Source organism: Streptomyces sp. NPDC020362 (assembly GCF_040642095.1).
Lineage (GTDB): Bacteria > Actinomycetota > Actinomycetes > Streptomycetales > Streptomycetaceae > Streptomyces.
This window is the reverse complement of the sequence record NZ_JBFAET010000199.1, coordinates 1-16,239: the sequence shown is the minus strand read 5'-3', so window position 1 is coordinate 16,239 and position 16,239 is coordinate 1. Positions and strand designations below refer to the sequence as shown.

The 16,239-nt window shown below is 73.7% G+C and carries 17 protein-coding genes and 1 pseudogene; 11 read left to right on the top strand and 7 right to left on the bottom strand.

From position 1 onward, the window contains the following. Nucleotides 1-128 precede the first annotated feature (128 nt). Nucleotides 129-905, bottom strand: coding sequence for a CDP-alcohol phosphatidyltransferase family protein (locus AB0H32_RS39760; RefSeq protein WP_361131690.1), 777 nt, complete (start codon nt 903-905; stop codon nt 129-131). A 107-nt stretch (nt 906-1,012) separates the two neighbouring features. Here AB0H32_RS39760 and AB0H32_RS39755 point away from each other — a divergent pair, with 107 nt between their 5' ends. From AB0H32_RS39755 to AB0H32_RS39735, 5 genes and pseudogenes are all read left to right on the top strand, one after another. After that, a complete protein-coding gene (locus AB0H32_RS39755; RefSeq protein WP_361131687.1) occupies nt 1,013-2,002 on the top strand; it encodes a zinc-binding alcohol dehydrogenase in 990 nt (329 codons plus the stop codon). A gap of 112 nt (nt 2,003-2,114) precedes the next feature. Beyond that, nucleotides 2,115-2,513, top strand: a complete 399-nt coding sequence (locus AB0H32_RS39750; RefSeq protein ID WP_361131684.1) for a 6-carboxytetrahydropterin synthase — start codon at nt 2,115-2,117, stop codon at nt 2,511-2,513. Further along, nucleotides 2,510-3,736 (top strand): glycosyltransferase family 4 protein, encoded by a 1,227-nt coding sequence (locus tag AB0H32_RS39745; protein WP_361131681.1) that lies wholly within the window; start codon nt 2,510-2,512, stop codon nt 3,734-3,736. The genes AB0H32_RS39750 and AB0H32_RS39745 overlap by 4 nt, the downstream gene beginning before the upstream one ends. Further along, nucleotides 3,733-4,767: a class I SAM-dependent methyltransferase gene (locus AB0H32_RS39740; RefSeq protein WP_361131678.1), complete on the top strand. Its 1,035-nt coding sequence runs from the start codon at nt 3,733-3,735 to the stop codon at nt 4,765-4,767. Before AB0H32_RS39745 ends, AB0H32_RS39740 begins: the two co-directional genes overlap by 4 nt. Beyond that, nucleotides 4,764-5,804, top strand: a pseudogene (locus AB0H32_RS39735) (lysylphosphatidylglycerol synthase transmembrane domain-containing protein); the annotation flags it as partial. The gene AB0H32_RS39740 and the pseudogene AB0H32_RS39735, both read left to right, overlap by 4 nt. Nucleotides 5,805-5,905: 101 nt before the next feature. Here AB0H32_RS39735 and AB0H32_RS39730 read toward each other — a convergent pair. After that, nucleotides 5,906-6,682 (bottom strand): creatininase family protein, encoded by a 777-nt coding sequence (locus tag AB0H32_RS39730; RefSeq protein WP_361131675.1) that lies wholly within the window; start codon nt 6,680-6,682, stop codon nt 5,906-5,908. 38 nt (nt 6,683-6,720) lie between these two features. Here AB0H32_RS39730 and ribA point away from each other — a divergent pair, with 38 nt between their 5' ends. Genes ribA through AB0H32_RS39715 form a run of 3 tightly spaced genes read left to right on the top strand, consistent with a single transcriptional unit; the run spans nt 6,721 to nt 9,527 of the window. Then, nucleotides 6,721-7,380, top strand: a complete 660-nt coding sequence (ribA, locus tag AB0H32_RS39725) for a GTP cyclohydrolase II (protein WP_361131672.1) — start codon at nt 6,721-6,723, stop codon at nt 7,378-7,380. A gap of 33 nt (nt 7,381-7,413) precedes the next feature. Further along, a complete protein-coding gene (locus AB0H32_RS39720) occupies nt 7,414-8,385 on the top strand; it encodes an ornithine cyclodeaminase family protein (RefSeq protein ID WP_361131669.1) in 972 nt (323 codons plus the stop codon). After that, nucleotides 8,382-9,527, top strand: coding sequence for an FAD-binding oxidoreductase (locus AB0H32_RS39715; protein WP_361131666.1), 1,146 nt, complete (start codon nt 8,382-8,384; stop codon nt 9,525-9,527). Before AB0H32_RS39720 ends, AB0H32_RS39715 begins: the two co-directional genes overlap by 4 nt. Before the next feature lie 32 nt (nt 9,528-9,559). Here AB0H32_RS39715 and AB0H32_RS39710 read toward each other — a convergent pair whose 3' ends face one another. The 3 genes from AB0H32_RS39710 to AB0H32_RS39700 form a co-directional block, all read right to left on the bottom strand. Next, the gene (locus tag AB0H32_RS39710; RefSeq protein ID WP_361131663.1) at nt 9,560-10,783 is read right to left on the bottom strand and encodes a serine hydrolase domain-containing protein; all 1,224 of its coding nucleotides are present in this window, start codon (nt 10,781-10,783) and stop codon (nt 9,560-9,562) included. Between the two features lie 62 nt (nt 10,784-10,845). Further along, nucleotides 10,846-12,255: an MFS transporter gene (locus tag AB0H32_RS39705; RefSeq protein ID WP_361131660.1), complete on the bottom strand. Its 1,410-nt coding sequence runs from the start codon at nt 12,253-12,255 to the stop codon at nt 10,846-10,848. Then, entirely contained in the window at nt 12,252-12,830 is a 579-nt protein-coding gene (locus tag AB0H32_RS39700) for a TetR/AcrR family transcriptional regulator (protein ID WP_361131657.1), read from the bottom strand. The genes AB0H32_RS39705 and AB0H32_RS39700 overlap by 4 nt, the downstream gene beginning before the upstream one ends. A gap of 90 nt (nt 12,831-12,920) precedes the next feature. Here AB0H32_RS39700 and AB0H32_RS39695 point away from each other — a divergent pair, with 90 nt between their 5' ends. Then, the gene (locus AB0H32_RS39695) at nt 12,921-13,358 is read left to right on the top strand and encodes a TIGR03618 family F420-dependent PPOX class oxidoreductase (RefSeq protein WP_361131655.1); all 438 of its coding nucleotides are present in this window, start codon (nt 12,921-12,923) and stop codon (nt 13,356-13,358) included. 17 nt (nt 13,359-13,375) lie between these two features. Here AB0H32_RS39695 and AB0H32_RS39690 read toward each other — a convergent pair whose 3' ends face one another. Further along, entirely contained in the window at nt 13,376-14,254 is an 879-nt protein-coding gene (locus AB0H32_RS39690; protein ID WP_361131652.1) for an NAD(P)-dependent oxidoreductase, read from the bottom strand. Nucleotides 14,255-14,353: 99 nt separating this feature from the next. On the opposite strand from AB0H32_RS39690, the gene AB0H32_RS39685 reads away from it, so the two are divergent. Both AB0H32_RS39685 and AB0H32_RS39680 read left to right on the top strand, forming a co-directional pair. Further along, nucleotides 14,354-14,950, top strand: coding sequence for a TetR/AcrR family transcriptional regulator (locus AB0H32_RS39685; protein ID WP_361131649.1), 597 nt, complete (start codon nt 14,354-14,356; stop codon nt 14,948-14,950). Between the two features lie 53 nt (nt 14,951-15,003). Further along, nucleotides 15,004-15,345 carry a VOC family protein gene (locus tag AB0H32_RS39680; RefSeq protein ID WP_361131646.1) on the top strand — a complete coding sequence of 114 codons (342 nt, stop codon included), beginning with the start codon at nt 15,004-15,006 and terminating at the stop codon, nt 15,343-15,345. 6 nt (nt 15,346-15,351) lie between these two features. On the opposite strand, the gene AB0H32_RS39675 is transcribed toward AB0H32_RS39680, so the two are convergent. After that, nucleotides 15,352-16,017 carry a TetR/AcrR family transcriptional regulator gene (locus AB0H32_RS39675; RefSeq protein ID WP_361131643.1) on the bottom strand — a complete coding sequence of 222 codons (666 nt, stop codon included), beginning with the start codon at nt 16,015-16,017 and terminating at the stop codon, nt 15,352-15,354. Nucleotides 16,018-16,239: the final 222 nt, after the last annotated feature.

Below are 16,239 nucleotides of genomic sequence, written 5' to 3'. Positions count from 1 at the left end.
TCCGATCTAGGCGCACGGCGCAGAGCGAAGGGCGCAGAGCGATGGGCGCAGAGCGAAGGGCGCAGAGCGATGGGCGCAGTCCGAAGGGCCCGGACCGGTCACCGGTCCGGGCCCTTCGCCGTGCGCCCTCAGCGCGCCGCCAGCTCCAGCAGCCGCGGCTCCGCCGGCGCCTCCTCGGCAGCGGCGACGACGCTCGTGCGGGAGTGGCGCCACAGCCACAGCACATCCCGGCCGAACGACCACACCAGCGAGCCCAGCGCCAGCAGCACGACCGCCAGGTTGGCCGCGGCCGGCAGCAGCTCGGCACCCGCCAGCAGGAGGCAGACGCCCTGGATCGCGGCGACCGTCTTGCGGGCGAACGACGGGGGCAGCGGGGCGTTCAGCCAGGGGGCTACGCGGGCCGCGGCGACGAACGCGTAGCGCATGGAGCCGATCAGCAGCACCCACGGGCCCAGCTGCATCGCCACGTACACGCTCAGGACCAGGATCAGGAACGCGTCGACCTCCATGTCGAAGCGGGCGCCGAGCGCGCTGGAGGTGCCGGTGCGGCGGGCCACCTTGCCGTCCACGCCGTCCAGGACGAGCGCGACGGCGGTCAGTCCGACCAGCAGGGCGACCGGCGGCGTGCTCTCGAAGGAGTCCGCGACCAGCGCGGTCACCCCGCCGACCAGGGTGGCCCGGCCGAGGGTGACCCGGTTGGCGGGCCCGAAGGAGCTGAGCCGGGATCGGTGCAGGGCGCGGGAGAGCACCGCCCAGGTGGCGAACGCGAAGACAAGTCCCGTCAGCCAGCCGGCCGGCCCCATGCCGATCGCCGTGCCGAGCAGGGCCAGCAGCAGGATCTGCACGCCCGCTCCCACAGCGGTCTCCTGTTGCAGCCTCGCGTCAAAAGTGTTGTTCAGGGCCACCGCACACCCTCCGGCCGAGTGACAGAGTCGATCAACGCCGCGTACTGTGCGCGGCCTGTGCACTTCTCGGTACGTGAACAACTTCCCGATCGTTCAGGAGGATGCCGATGAACCGATCGGCCCGCGCGTTCTGGCTCCGCTCACCCGGCCACGGCGAGCTGCGCGACATCACTCTCGCGGACCCCGCCGAGGGCGAGGTTCTGGTCCGCACGCTCTTCTCCGGAGTGAGCCGCGGCACGGAGACACTGGTCTTTCGCGGAGGGGTGCCCGAGAGCCAACACGCCGTGATGCGGGCGCCGTTCCAGGAGGGCGACTTTCCCGGCCCGGTGAAGTACGGCTACCTGAACGTCGGGATCGTCGAGGAGGGACCCGAGGCGCTCGTCGGGCGCACGGTCTTCTGTCTTTATCCGCATCAGAGCCGTTACGTCGTTCCGGTGAACGCCGTGACCGTGGTGCCCGAGAAGGTGCCCGCCCGGCGGGCCGTTCTCGCGGGCACCGTGGAGACCGCCGTGAACGCCCTGTGGGACGCGGCACCCCGGATCGGCGACCGCATCGCGGTGGTCGGCGGCGGCATGGTCGGCTGCTCGGTGGCTGCCCTGCTCGCCCGCTTCCCCGGCATGCGCCTCCAACTGGTCGACGCCGACCCGGCCCGCGCGAAGACCGCCGAGGCCCTCGGCGTGGACTTCGCCGCACCCGCGGACGCCCTCGGCGACTGCGACCTCGTCATCCACGCCAGCGCCACCGAACAGGGCCTTTCCCGCTCCCTCGAACTCCTCGCCGCCGAGGGTACGGTCGTCGAACTGAGCTGGTACGGCGACCGGCGCATCGCCCTGCCGCTCGGCGAGGCCTTCCACTCGCGCCGCCTCACCGTGCGCAGCAGCCAGGTCGGCACCGTCTCCCCGGCCGCCCGGCCCGGCCGCGGCTACGCCGAGCGGATGGCACTCGCCCTCGACCTGCTCGCCGACCCGGCGCTCGACGCCCTCGTCACCGGCGAGAGCACCTTCGAGGAACTGCCGGAGCTGATGCCCAGACTCGCCTCCGGCGAGATCCCCGCCCTGTGCCACCGCATCTCGTACGGCGAAAACGGCCTGACCTGAGAAAAGAGTGAGAGGGGGCTGAACGCGGGGAAGCGAAGAGCCGTACTACACGTCATCCTCCGGCAGTCGGTCGCCGGGGGCACCAGACGCGCCGCACCTGGAGGGTCGTCCGTTGTTCAGCATCACCGTCCGCGATCACATCATGATCGCCCACAGCTTCCGCGGCGAGGTGTTCGGGCCCGCGCAGCGACTGCACGGCGCCACGTTCCTGGTGGACGCCGCCTTCCGTCGCGAGCAGCTGGACGAGGACAACATCGTCGTCGACATCGGCCTGGCCACCCAGGAACTGGGCGCCGTCACCGGTGAGCTGAACTATCGCAACCTCGACGACGAGCCGGAGTTCGCCGGGATCAACACCTCCACCGAGTTCCTGGCCAAGGTCATCGCGGACCGGCTCGCCGAACGCGTCCACAAGGGCGCGCTGGGCGAGGGCGCCAAGGGTCTTTCGGGCATCACCGTCACCCTGCACGAGTCGCACATCGCCTGGGCGAGTTACGAGCGTGCCCTGTGAACGATCTGACGCTGGAGAAGACCGGGCAGGCGCCGCTCGCCCATGTGCCCGTGCAGCGCGCCGCCGCCTCTGTCACCTCCCCTTCCGCCGCCCCCTTCGCCTCCGAGGACGCCGGGATCGTCCCCATGTCCCTGCGCACCGTGCACTTCGTGATGCCCGGCGGTGTCGACGACCCGGCCATGCCGAGCGGCGGCAACGCCTACGACCGCCGGGTCTGCCTGGACCTGCCGGGCTTCGGCTGGCAGGCCGTGCGGCATCCCGTGCCCGGCAGCTGGCCGCGGCCCGCGGCGGCCGACCGTGACGCGCTCGCCCGCACCCTGCGGGACCTGCCGGACGACACTGTTGTCCTGCTGGACGGGCTGGTCGCCTGCGGCGTCCCGGAGATCGTCGTGCCGGAGGCCGAACGGCTGCGGCTGGCGGTGCTGGTGCATCTGCCCCTCGGCGACGAGACCGGCCTGGACGCGTCCGTGGCCGCCGACCTGGACGCCCGTGAGCGGACGGTGCTGCGGGCGGTGCCCGCGGTCGTCGCCACCAGCGACTGGGCGGTCCGCCGGCTCGTCTCCCACCACGGCCTGGCCCCCGACCGGGTGCATGTCGCCGCCCCCGGCGCCGACATCGCGCCCCTCGCGCCCGGCACCGACGGCGTCTCCCGGCTGCTGTGCGTCGCCGCCGTCACCCCGCGCAAGGGCCAGCACCGGCTGGTGGAGGCCCTGGCCACGGTGCAGGACCTGCCGTGGCACTGTGTGTGCGTCGGCGGGCTGACCAACGACCGCGAGTACGTCGCCCACTTGCGCGACCTGATCCGGCGGCACGGCCTCCAGGAGCGCCTGGAGCTCACCGGACCGCAGTCCGGGGCCGCGCTCGACGCCAGCTACGCGGCGGCCGACCTGATGGTCCTCACCTCGTACGCGGAGACCTACGGCATGGCGATCACCGAGGCCCTCGCCCGCGGTGTCCCGGTGCTGGCGACCGATGTCGGCGGGGTGCCCGAGGCGGTGGGCCGTGCCCCCGACGGAGGTGTCCCCGGCATCCTCGTCCCACCGGAGGACCCCGCCGCGCTCGCCGCCGAACTGCGCGGCTGGTTCGGCGAACCCGACGTACGCCGCCGGCTGAAGGCGGCTGCGCGCAGCCGCCGCGCGGCCCTCGGCGGCTGGGCGGCCACCGCCCGCGGCCTGGCCGCGGTCCTCGGCCGGCTCCCCGAAGCACCGAGGAGGGCGGTATGAGGGACACGACGACCGTGACCGGTGGCATCCCGGCTCAGCCCGGGCCCCGCGCGACGGAGTCCGGGCCCGGCGGCGAGGAGCTTGCCGCGGGCGCTGCAACCCACGAGAGCGACCCGTCCGGGGTGATCGCCGGTGCCGGGCCCGTGGCCCGACCCGGTGAGCGGGCCACGGTGCGGCTGCGCGACGGCGCGGAGGAGGAGCCGCCGCGGTACGCCCCCGAGTGGCTGCAGCTGCGGGAAGGCGCCGACGCGGCAGCCCGGGCACAGGACCTGCTGGACCCGCTGCGGATCCGGCTGGCCAATCTGCCGGGCCGGGCGGGCGGTCTGGTCGTGCACGACCTGGGCTGCGGCACCGGCTCGATGGGCCGCTGGCTCGCGCCCCGCCTGGACGGCGCCCAGCACTGGGTCCTGCACGACCGCGACCCCTACCTGCTGCACTTCGCCGCCGTGGCCTCGCCGCGCGCCGCCGGCGACGGCAGCCGGGTCACGGTCGAGACGCGGCGCGGCGACGTCGCTCGGCTCACCCCCGACGCGCTGACCGGGGCCTGCCTGGTGACCGCCTCGGCGCTGCTGGACGTCCTCACCCAGGAGGAGATCGAGGCCCTCGCCGCCGCCTGCACGGGCGCCGGCTGCCCCGCGCTGCTCACGCTGTCCGTCGCGGGCCGCGTCGAACTCAGCCCCTCCCACCCGCTGGACGCCGAGATCGCCGAGGCGTTCAACGCCCACCAGCGGCGCAACGGACTGCTCGGTCCGGACGCGGTCACGGTGGCCTGCGAGGCGTTCACCGAACGCGGGGCGACGGTACGGGTGCATCCGAGCCCGTGGCGGCTCGGCCCCGCCGAGTCCGCGCTGACCGAGCAGTGGCTGCGCGGATGGGTCGGCGCGGCCGTCGAAGAGCAGCCCGGACTGCGTGAGCGCGCCGAACGCTATCTGGACGAGCGCCTGGCCGCCTGCGCGGCCGGTGAGTTGCAGGTCGTGGTCCACCACAGCGACCTGCTGGCCCTGCCCCGGCCGGTGGGAGGGGCGTCATGAGCAGCCAGACGGTGCAGGCCGGCACCGGGCCGCGCACGACGTTGAGGAGCGCCCGGGCGGTTGTGACGTCCCTGCGCACGACGGAGGCGTGCGAGGCGCCCTCGGATACGGCACGCGCCCGTGCGGAGGAGGCCGGACCTGCCCGTCTCCCGCTGCCCCGCACCCCCGAGCCCGAGGAACCCAACACCCCCCGCGCCCCCCGCACCCTCCTGTCCCGCCTCAACTCCCGTGCCCTGCGCACCCACTTCGGCACGGCCATCGGTGTCGTCATCCTGGCTGCCCTCCTCTGGCGGCTGGGCACCGGAGTCCTGCTCGACGGACTGCGGCGCATCGACACGGTGACGGTGCTGGCGGCCCTGGCGATCGGTGTGGTCACCACCGTGTTCAGCGCGTGGCGCTGGCAGCTGGTGGCCCGGGGGCTCGGGATCCGGCTGCCGTTCGGGCCCGCGCTGGCCGACTACTACCGCGCGCTGTTCCTGAACGCGGCGCTGCCCGGCGGGATCCTGGGCGATGTGCACCGGGCGGTCAGGCACGGGCAGAGCGCCGGTGACCTGCGGCGCGGGGTGAAGACGGTCGTGTTGGAGCGGGTCGCCGGGCAGCTCGCGCTGACCGTGTTCGGCGCGGCGGTGCTGCTGACCCTGCCCTCGCCCGTCCGCGACGACGTCCGGGGCTTCGCCCCGCTCGTGGCCCTGGCCGCCGTCGGCGCGCTCGCCGTCGTCGTCGCCGTCCGGATGAACCGTGCCTCCACCCGGCGCCGTGGCGCGCTGCGCAGCACCCTCGGCGAGGCGCGGCAGGGGCTGCTGTCCCGCCAGGCCGGCCCCGGTGTCGCCCTGTCCTCGGCCGTCATCCTCGCCGGGCACGTCGCGATGTTCGTCGTCGCGGCCCGCGTCGCCGGATCCGCCGCCTCCGTGCCGGTGCTGCTCCCGCTCGCGGTCCTCGCCCTGGTCGCCATGGGCCTGCCGGTGAACGTCGGCGGTTTTGGGCCCCGTGAGGGCGTCACCGCCTGGGCGTTCGGCGCCGCGGGACTCGGCGCGAGCAGCGGAGTGGCCGTCGCCGTGGTGTACGGCGTGCTCAGCTTCGTGGCGAGCCTGCCCGGCGCCGTCGTCCTCGTCGCCCGCTGGTACACCGGGCTGCGCGGCTATCCCCGTACGTCCCCGGACGCGTCGGCCGACGTGAGCAACGCGAACGTCGCGCCGAAGGACTCCACGAGGCTCGCCAGCAGTTCCTTCCCCTTTTCCGCCGATCCCAGGGAAGGACGGCCGATGACACCCGATTCGGTATAGGCGGACATTCCCAGGGTGAGCAGATGACGACGGTCGTCAGCGGTGAAATCGGCGGACTCGTAACCAGGGCGGACGAATTCGGGATGAGCGTGCAGCAGAATGGAGGTCTCGATTTCCCCCGCATGCATGTCGGTGAGCAGCGAGGTGAGCACCCCGGCGCGCTCCCGGGCCGTCTCCCACTCCTCTGCGGCCGGGAACAGCGCCGCCTTCTCGCCGCGCGCGGAGGCTTCCTGGACGACGTTGCCCAGCACGTAGTTGCCGCCGTGCCCGTTGACCACGACGAGCGCGTCCACGCCGGAGCGGCGCAGCGACGCCGCGATGTCCCGGACCACCGCATGCAGGGTCACGGCGGAGATGCTGACGGTACCCGGCCAGGTCGCGTGCTCGTGCGAGCAGGAGACCGTCACCGGGGGAAGAAGGTGCACCGGGTACGCCTCGGCGATCTCCCGTGCCACGGCACAGGCGACGAGCGTGTCGGTCGCCAGCGGAAGGAAGGGGCCGTGCTGTTCGAAGCTGCCCACGGGAAGGACGGCGACCTGTGCTGAAACGTCCGCCCCCCGCATCCGTACGTCTTCGGTAGTGTCCGCCGGCACCACGCCGTATGCCGCCGTACGCGCGCCCGAACCACTCATCTTTTCCCGGCCTTTCGTCTCTGCTTAGGAATCAGATCATGACAGAAAACATCGGCATCCTCGGCAAGAAGTCCCAGCGGCGTTCGGGCGCCGAACGCGTTGTGAATGCCCCGCTGCCCACCGTGTACGGGAAATTCCAGGCGATCGGCTACCAGGACCACGACCGCGGGGACGAGCAAGTCGCCCTCGTCCACGGCGAGATCGGCACCGAGAACGTTCTGGTGCGGCTGCACTCGGAGTGCCTGACCGGAGACGCGTTCGGCTCGCAGCACTGCGAGTGCGGTGACCAGCTGGCCTCGGCACTGCGCGCGGTGGTCGCCGAAGGCAGCGGCATCGTCGTCTACCTGCGCGGCCACGAGGGCCGCGGCATCGGCCTGCTCGCCAAGCTGCGCGCGATGGCCCTGCAGGCGGAGGGCCTGGACACGGTCGAGGCGAACCTGGCGCTCGGCCTGCCCGTCGACGCCCGCGACTACGGTGTCGCCGCCGAGATCCTGCGCGACCTCGGGGTGCGCTCGGTGCGGCTGATGTCCAACAACCCGCGCAAGCGCGAGGCCCTGGTACGGCACGGCATCCAGGTGGCCGAGCAAGTGCCGCTGCTGATCGAGCCGTGCGAGAGCAACATCACCTACCTGCGCACCAAGCGGGAGCGGATGGACCACATCCTGCCCCACCTGGACGCGGTGGCCCACGGCTCCTGATTCGGCGGGCGGCCGCCCGGACAGGATCAGGGGATGACCGACGACGTCCTCCTCCTCTCCGCGGCCCAGGTGACACGGCTGCTCGGCCCGGACGCGGCGATCGCCTCCCAGCGGGCGGCCTTCACCGCGCTCGGCACCGGCGAGGCCGACCTGCCCGGGAAGATCATGGAGCCGAGCCGCTTCGACGACAGCGTGATCTTCGCCTACGTCTCCCGGCTGTCGAAGGACACCGGGGCGGTGGCCAAGTTCGGCAGCGTCAACCCGGGCAACGCGGCGGCCGGTCTGCCCACCGTGCACGCGGTCGTCACCGCGCTCGACCCGGAGACCGGCCGGCTCGCCGCCGTCCTGGACGGCACCGCGCTGACCACCCTGCGCACGGCCGGGGGCAGCGCCGTGGCCGTGGACGCCCTGGCCGTGCCCGGCCGCACCGAACTGGCCCTGCTCGGCTCCGGCACCCAGGCCCTCGCCCACGCCCGCATGATCGCCCGGGTGCGCGAGGTGACGGCGCTGCGGCTGTGGAGCCCCGACCCGCACCGGCGCGCCGCGGCCGCAGGCACCCTCGCCGTCGAACTAGGGGTGTCCGTGCGGGCGGTGGACAGCCCCGAAGAGGCCGTCACCGGTGCGTCGGTGGTCGCCGCCTGCACGCTCAGCACGACGCCCGTGGTGCGCGGCGCCTGGCTGGCGCCCGGCTGCACGGTCGTCAGCATCGGCTCCTTCGAGCCCACCCGCCGGGAGGTCGACCCCGAGGTCGTACGGCGGGCCGCGGCCGTCGTCGTCGACGACCCCGGGACGGCGGCCGGGCACGCCGGACCGGTCGTGGACGCCCTGCGCGACGGACTGCTCAGTCCGGACGGCCTCGTCCCGCTGGGCGAGGTGCTCACCGGGCGCCGTGGCGCCCGCACGGCCCCTCAGGACATCCTGTATTTCAACAGCGTCGGACTCGGCATCCAGGACGCGGCGGCCGCCTGGGCCGTGATCCGCGCCGCGAGGGAGGCAGGAGCGTGAACCTCCGGGCCCGCGTGGTCGTCGTCGGCGGCGGGGTGATGGGCACGAGCATCGCCTGCCATCTCGCGCGGGCCGGGGTGCGGGACGTCGTCCTGGTCGAGCGCGACGAACTCGCCGCCGGCTCCACATCCAAGGCCGCGGGCGGGGTGCGCGCGCAGTTCTCCGACGAGCTGAACATCCGGCTCGGCGCGCGCAGCCTGGAAGCCTTCGCCCGGTTCGAGGAGGAGACCGGCCAGGACATCGGTCTGCACCGGGTCGGCTATCTGTTCCTGCTGTCCACACCCGGGCAGGTCGCCGGCTTCGAGGCGGGGGTGCGGCTGCAGAACTCCCTCGGCGTGCCCAGCCGGATGCTCACCCCGCAGGAGGCCCGCCGCCTCTCCCCGCTGATCACCACCGACGGACTGCTGGCCGCCGCCTGGTCGCCGGACGACGGCCACTGCACCCCGGAGGCGGTCGTGCACGGCTATGCGGCCACCGCCCGCGTCCACGGCGCCCGCATCCTGCGCCACACCGAGGTCACCGGCATCGAACGGCACGGCGCCGCCGTCACCGCCGTCACCACGACCCTCGGCCGCATCGCCACCGACACGGTGATCTGCGCGGCCGGGGCCTGGTCCAGGGCGGTCGGCGCGATGGCGGGCGTCGACCTTCCGGTGGAGCCGCTGCGCCGTCAGATCGCCGTCACCGAGCCGGTCCCGGGTCTGCCGCCCGCGCTGCCCATGACGATCGACTTCACCACCAGCCTGTACTTCCACGCCGAGGGCCCCGGCCTGCTGCTCGGCATGTCCGATCCGGACGAGCGGCCGGGCTTCGCCACCGAATCCCACGACCGCTGGATCCCCGGTCTGTGCGAGGCGATGCAGCGGCGCGCCCCCGCCCTGCTCGACCTGCGCCGCACCGGCGGCTGGGCGGGCCTGTACGAGAACACCCCCGACCACAACGCCCTGATCGGCGAGGCGTCTTCGGTGTCCCGTTTTCTGTATGCGACCGGCTTCTCCGGGCACGGCTTCCTGCAGGGACCGGCCGTCGGCGAGATCGTCCGCGACCTGTACCTGGGCCGCCGGCCCTTCCTGGACGTCCGTCCCCTGAGCGCCGACCGGTTCGCGGCCGGCGCCCCGCGCCCGGAGGCCAACGTGGTCTGACCGCGCCGCGGGACCGGACCGTGGCCGAGCAGTCAGTCCACCAGCGCCTCGTGCACCAGCCGGCGCAGCTCCGGGAAGACCTTCAGCGTCTTCGGCCGCACCTGGGTCATGAACTGCACCGTCAGATCACGGCCCGGGTCGACCCAGAAGGCGGTGGTCGCGACGCCGGTCCAGCCGTAGGTGCCGAGGCCCTGCGGGGCGAGGGTGCGGGCCGGGTCGACGGCCACGGAGACGTTGAAGCCGAAGCCGAGGCCCTCGTTGCTGCGCTCCTGGTGGGCGGGCGCACCGAAGGAGCGCCGGTCGGCGCCGCCGGGCAGCTGGTTGCGGGTCATCTCCGCGACCGTGCCGGGCGACAGCAGACGGGTGCCGTCCAGCTCGCCGCCCCGGCGCAGCATCTCCATGAACCGGTGGAAGTCGTGTGCCGTGGCGACGACGCCGCCGCTGCCGGACAGGAACCGCGGACGGCTCTGCACGGGCAGCCCGGGCACCGGCGCGATGCCGCCGTCGTCCGTCTCGCCGTACAACTCGGCCAGCCGGCCCATCTGTCCGGGGGCGAGATGGAAGCCGGCGTCGGTCATGCCGAGCGGACGGAAGATCCGCTCGGCGAAGAACGCGTCCAGCGGCTGCCCGGAGACCACCTCGATCACCCGGCCCAGCACATTGGAGGCGACCGAGTAGTTCCACTGCGTGCCCGGCTCGAACTGCAGCGGCAGGCTCGCGTACACCTCGACCGTCTCGGCGAGGTCGGCGCCCGGCGGCACGGAGGACTCCAGGCCACGGGCGCGGTAGAGCGCGTCGACCGGGTGCTTGTAGTAGAAACCGAAGGTCAGGCCCGCCGTGTGGGTGAGCAGATGCCGGATCAGGATCGGGCCGTCGGCCGGGCGCGTGCGCATCCGAGCGCCCGAACCGCTCTCGTACACACGGGGATCGGCGAACGCGGGGACATGGCGGTCGACCGGGTCGTCCAGGGACAGCCGGCCCTCCTCCACCAGTTGCAGCACCGCGACCGCCGTGACGGGCTTGGTCATGGAGTAGATCCGCCACAGGGTGTCGGCCTCCACCGGGAGCCCGGCCGCCACGTCCCGGTGACCGTACGTGGTGAGGTGGGCGACCCGGCCGCCGCGGGCCACGGCCACCAGGTAGCCGGGCAGGCGCCCTTCGCCGACGTGGCGGGCGAAGTGCTGGTCGAGGCGCTCGAGGGCCCTCGCGTCCAAGCCGGCCTCGTCCGGGCCGACTTCCTGTCGCAGCTGTGCCATCGCTCTCCTTCGGTCGCGTCGTGGGCGTGGGGTCCGGCCCCCGGCCGGGACGACCTGACGCCTCATCGTCGCGCAGGAACACCGGCCCGGGCCTGCTCATCAGGGGTGTGTGTGATCGACGCGACGCCGCGGCCCGGCAGCGCACGGGCCGCGGGTACGGCGCACACGGCCACGGCGGCGAGCGCGAGCAGCGCCGTGCGCTCTCCTGCGCCCATCAGCGCGGTGCCCGCGGCCACGCCGACGACGGGGCCGACGTTCAGCGCGGTCTGCTGCAGCCCGCCCGCCACTCCGGCCACCGTCACGTCCGCATGCCGTACGACGACGTGGGTGGCGGCCACCATCACCGTGCCGAACCCGGCGCCGAGCAGCGCGAAGCCACAGCCGAGCGGGACCGCGCCGGTGGCCCGGGACAGCACGAGGACGCCCAGCGTGAGCGCCGCCGTCGCCGCAGCCGCCGTCCAGCGCGCACCCACCCGGCGCAGCAGCACCGGGCACAGCGGGGCGGACACGACCATCAGCACCGCCAGCGGCAGGCTGCGCAGCGCACTGTGGAACGGATCGAGGCCGAGCCGGCGCTGCAGGACGTACGTCTCGACGAACAGCGTGCCGAACAGCGAGGCCGACACGGCGACGAGCAGGCCGAGTGCCGCCCCGACGGCCGGCGAGCCGATCACCTCGGGCGGCAGCAGCGGGCTCACGGCCCGCCGCTCGTGCCGCACGAAGGCGGCACCGGCGAGCGCGGCGACCGCGAGCCCGGCCGCGGTTGCCGGACCGGAGCCGGGCAGCGCGACCAGCGTGTGCACGAGACAGGCCAGCGCGACCGCGAGGAGCAGGGCGCCGGGGATGTCCAGGGACGCGGACGGCGGCAACCGGCCCGGCGAGCATGGCGCGGTGTGCCGGTTCGCAGGGACGGCGGCCCTCTTGCGGAACCTGCCCGTCAGAGCCGCCGCCAGGCCGAAGCCCGTGGCCGGCAGCACGCCGAGGAAGAACACGGCCCGCCAGCCCAGGCCGCTGACCAGCGCCCCGCCCACCAGCGGCCCCGCGGCCGCCGCCAGGCCGATCGCACTGGTGCGCACCGCGAGCGGCATCGCCAGCCGGTCCGGCGGGAAGGCGGCCCGCAGCATGCCGAGCGTGGCCGGTTGCAGCAGCGCCCCGCACACCCCCTGCACCACCCGCAGCCCGATCACCCAGCCGATACCGGGCGCAAGGCCGACGCCCGCCGAGGCCGCGCCGAACCCCAGCATGCCGAGTGCGAACATCCGCCGCTGCCCGTACCGGTCGCCGAGCCGCCCCGCGAACACCAGCAGGCTCGCCACCGCGACGAGATATGCGGTACTCGTCCACTGCACCTGCGCGAACGACGCGTGCAGCGCCCGCTGCAGGGAGGGCTGGGCGACCGTGAGGACCGTGCCGTCCAGGGCGACGAGCACCGCCCCGGCCACGCTGCTCGCCAGCGTCAGCCGGCGGTTCACCGTCCCTCCCTCGGGCCCAGATGGGCGAGCAGGGCCGTGTCCAGCAGCGGAGCGAAGTCTGCGCCGCCGGTGGCGAGTTGGAGACTGCCCCAGCGCCACAGCTGGGCGATCCCGTGGAGGTTGGCCCACAGGGCGCCCGCGACACGCCGGGCGTCCGCCTCGGGACGGACCCGGCCCACCAGGTCCGCGAGAATCCCGAAGAGCGGCAGGCTCGTCCCGCGCAGCCCCAGGTGTCCGCTCTCCAGCAGGTCATGACGGAACATCAGCTCGTACATGCCGGGGTTGTCCAGCGCGAACTCCAGGTAGGTCCGGGCGAGTTCCGTCAGCTGTGTGCGCGGATCGCCCGCGTTCGCGAGCGTCGCCCCGGCGCGGTCGCCGAGCTCGGTGAACCCCCGCCGGGCGATGGCGGACAGCAGCTCCAGATGGGTGGGGAAGTAGCGCCGCGGCGCGCCGTGCGAGACCCCCGCGCGGCGGGCGATCTCCCGCAGCGTCAGCGCCTGGACGCCCTCGGCGGCCACCAGCTCCACGCCCACGTCGATCAGGCGGGCCCGCAGACCCGTGTCGTTCTCAGCCATAGACACTGTCTACCAGCCGGTAGTAGACACTGTCTACTGAAGGGGGGTGCGTCGGGAATGAGCGGCCCGCCCGGCCGAGTTGACGCGGGTATGACTCAGGACGCCACGCAGGACGCACTGCTGAAGCTGCTCTCCGAGGAGAACGGAGGGGTGCTGGTCACCCTCAGGAAGGACGGCCGCCCTCAGCTGTCCAACGTCAACCACGCCTACTACCCGGACGAGCGGATCATCCGGGTCTCGCTCACCGACGACCGTGCCAAGACCCGCAATCTGCGCCGCGACGCCCGCGCCTCCTACCACGTCACCACCGCCGACCGGTGGGCGTACACGGTCGCCGAGGGTGCGGCCGACCTGTCGCCGGTCGCCCAGGATCCCCAGGACGAGACGGTCGAGGAACTGGTCCGGCTCTACCGGGACGTGCGGGGTGAGCACCCGGACTGGGACGACTACCGGGCCGCCATGGTCCGCGACCGCCGGCTCGTGCTGAGGCTGCGCGTCGAGCGGGCGTACGGCATCCCCGGGGGCTGACATCCCCGGGGGCCGGACTACGGCACCTCGGCGGTCCGTGCCTCGATGGCCCGCAGCACGGCCACCATGTCCTGCCCGCCGTGGCCCTGCGCCACGGTCTCCTCGAACAGGGCGTGGCACACGTCGAGCAGGGGCGAGGCCAGGTGTGCCCTGCGGGCCGCCTCGGCGATGAGCCGGTTGTTCTTGAGGACGTCCAGGGCGGCCGCCTGTACGGCGAAGTCCCGCTCGCGCAGCTTGGGTGCCTTCGTCCGGGAGACCCCGCTGGCCATGGGGCCCGCGTCCAGCACGTCCAGGAACAGCCGCCGGTCCAGGCCGTGCCGCTCGGCGAAGTGGAACGCCTCGGTCATCCCGGTCACCAGGGTGATCAGGAACAGGTTCACCGACAGCTTCATCAGCAGGGCGCCCGGGACCGCGCCGCACCCGAACGTCTCCCGGCACAGCGGTGCGAGCAGCGGCCGCACGGCCGTCACGGCGGACTCCTCGCCGGCCAGCATGGCCACCAGGTTCCCCTGCTCCGCCGGGACGCGTGACCCGGAGACGGGCGCCTCCACATAGCTTCCGCCCGCCGCCCGTACGTCGGTCTCCAGGGCGTGCGAGTACTCGGGGGAGGTCGTGCCCATGTGGACGACGGTCCGCCCGGCGACGCGCGCACCGAGGGCGGGAGTGCCGCGGCCGAGGACGGCATCGAGCGCGGCCTCGTCCGCGAGCATCAGAAGGATCACCTCCGCCCGCGCGAACACCTCGTCGGGGTCGGCCGCGACCTCGGCGCCCGCCGAGCGCAGCGGCTCGGCGCGCTCCGGGGTCCGGTTCCACACGACGAGGGGCGGGCCGGAGGCCGCCAGGCGCAGCGCCATGGGCCGGCCCATCACTCCGAGACCGATGAAACCGACGTTCACGGGGCCGCCCTCCGCTCGACGGGTCGACTATGACCGCTGTCATAGTAGCGGGCGTTATGACGCCGGTCATAGAGTGGGCGCGAGGATCGGAGGACAGGCATGGCCGACCCGCGGCACGGACCGCGCGAGCGGATGGTCTTCAGCGCGGCCCAGCTCATCCGGCGCGACGGGGTCGCGGCGACCGGTATGCGGGACGTCGCCGCACACGCCGGGGCGCCGCGCGGCTCGCTCCAGCACTATTTCCCGGGCGGCAAGGAACAGCTGGTCAACGAGGCCGTGACCTGGGCCGGCCGGTACGCCGGTCGGCGCGTGGCACGGTTCCTCACGGGGCTCGACGAGCCGACGCCGAGCGGCCTGTTCGCGGCCATGGCGGCCCAGTGGACCCACGAGTACGCGACGGAAGGCTTCGCCGCGGGGTGCCCGGTCGCCGCCGCGACCGTGGACTGCGCCACCACGGACCCCTCCACCCGCGAGGCCGCGGCCGCCGCGTTCGCGACCTGGCGCGGCCCGGTCGCCGAGGCCCTGACCGGTATGGGGGTGCCTGCCGCCCGCGCCGGTTCCCTGGCCACCTTGATGATCAGCGCCCTGGAGGGGGCGATCCTGATGGCCCGGGCCGAACAGGACGTACGCCCGCTGACGACCGTCGTGGCTGAACTCGGGCCGCTGCTCGACGCCGCGGTGGTCCCCTCCCGGTGAGACGCGGCCCGGAGGTGCTTGTACCGCACGGCGTCCCGCACTAGCCTCCGCCCGTGATCAATGGGGCACATGTGGTGATCCACAGCCGGGATGCCGAGGCCGACCGGGCCTTCCTGCGGGACGTCCTCGGCTGGGCGCACGTCGACGCGGGCCACGGATGGCTGATCTTCCAGGCCCCGCCTGCGGAGGTCGCCTGCCATCCCACGGACGGCGAGCCGTCGCACGAGCTGATGCTGATGTGCGACGACCTGGAGGCGACACGGCAGCAGCTCGCCCAGCGGGGTGTGGAGTTCGCCGAGCCGGTCGAGGAGGCGCGCTGGGGCCGTCTCACCGCGCTACGGCTTCCCGGCGGCGGACGGCTCGCCCTGTACGAGCCGCGCCACCCGCGGCCGTAGAAGTGCTCAGCCCGCGGTCCCTTCGGCGGTGAGAGTGGCGACCAGCATGTCGCCGACCATCGTGCGGTAGTGCTCGCGCTGCGCCGGGTCCAGCAGGTCGCGGCCGAACAGCGCGCCGAAGGTGTGCCGGTTGGCCACCCGGAAGAAGCAGAACGAGCTGATCATCGCGTGCACGTCGACGGCGTCGAGATCGGCCCTGAACCGGCCCTCCCGCTGCCCGGCCTCCAGGGTCCGCCGGATCACGCCCAGCGCGGGCGAGCCGACCCTGCCCAGCTTGCGCAGGGCGCCGAGGTGCTGTGCCCCGTGCACATTCTCGATGCTCACCAGGCGGACGAAGTCGGGATGGCGCTCGAGATGGTCGAAGACGAGTTCGGCCAGGCGCCGGATGGCCGTCACCGCGTCCAGGTGCTCGACGTCCAGCTGCTGCTCGGCCTCGTGCAGTTCCCCGTACACCCGCTCCAGTACGGCCGTGAACAACTGCTCCTTGCCACCGAAGTAGTAGTAGATCATCCGCTTGGTGGTGCGGGTGCGGGCCGCGATCTCGTCCACCCGGGCGCCGTCGTAGCCGGCCCTGGCGAACTCCTGCGTCGCCACGTCGAGGATCTCGGCCCTGGTGCGCGCGGCGTCACGCGTCCGCGCGTCGGGTGCTGCCGGTTCGTCGACGCTGGTCATGGAGTTCCTTCGGGCAGGGGGCGGGCGATGCTCGCTCGCGTGCCGGTGATTCTAGAAGCAGGTCCCGGCGGCGCGGCCGAGGTCTTCGTCACGCCCGCGGTGTCCCCGGTCCGTCCGCTGCCCCCGGCCCGGCGACGGGACCCGGCCACCGGTACGCCGCGGGCCGGGGGCCGCGGGGGGAGCCGGGGCGTCGGGGGGGGGGTTTCGGGGGGGGGTTGCGCT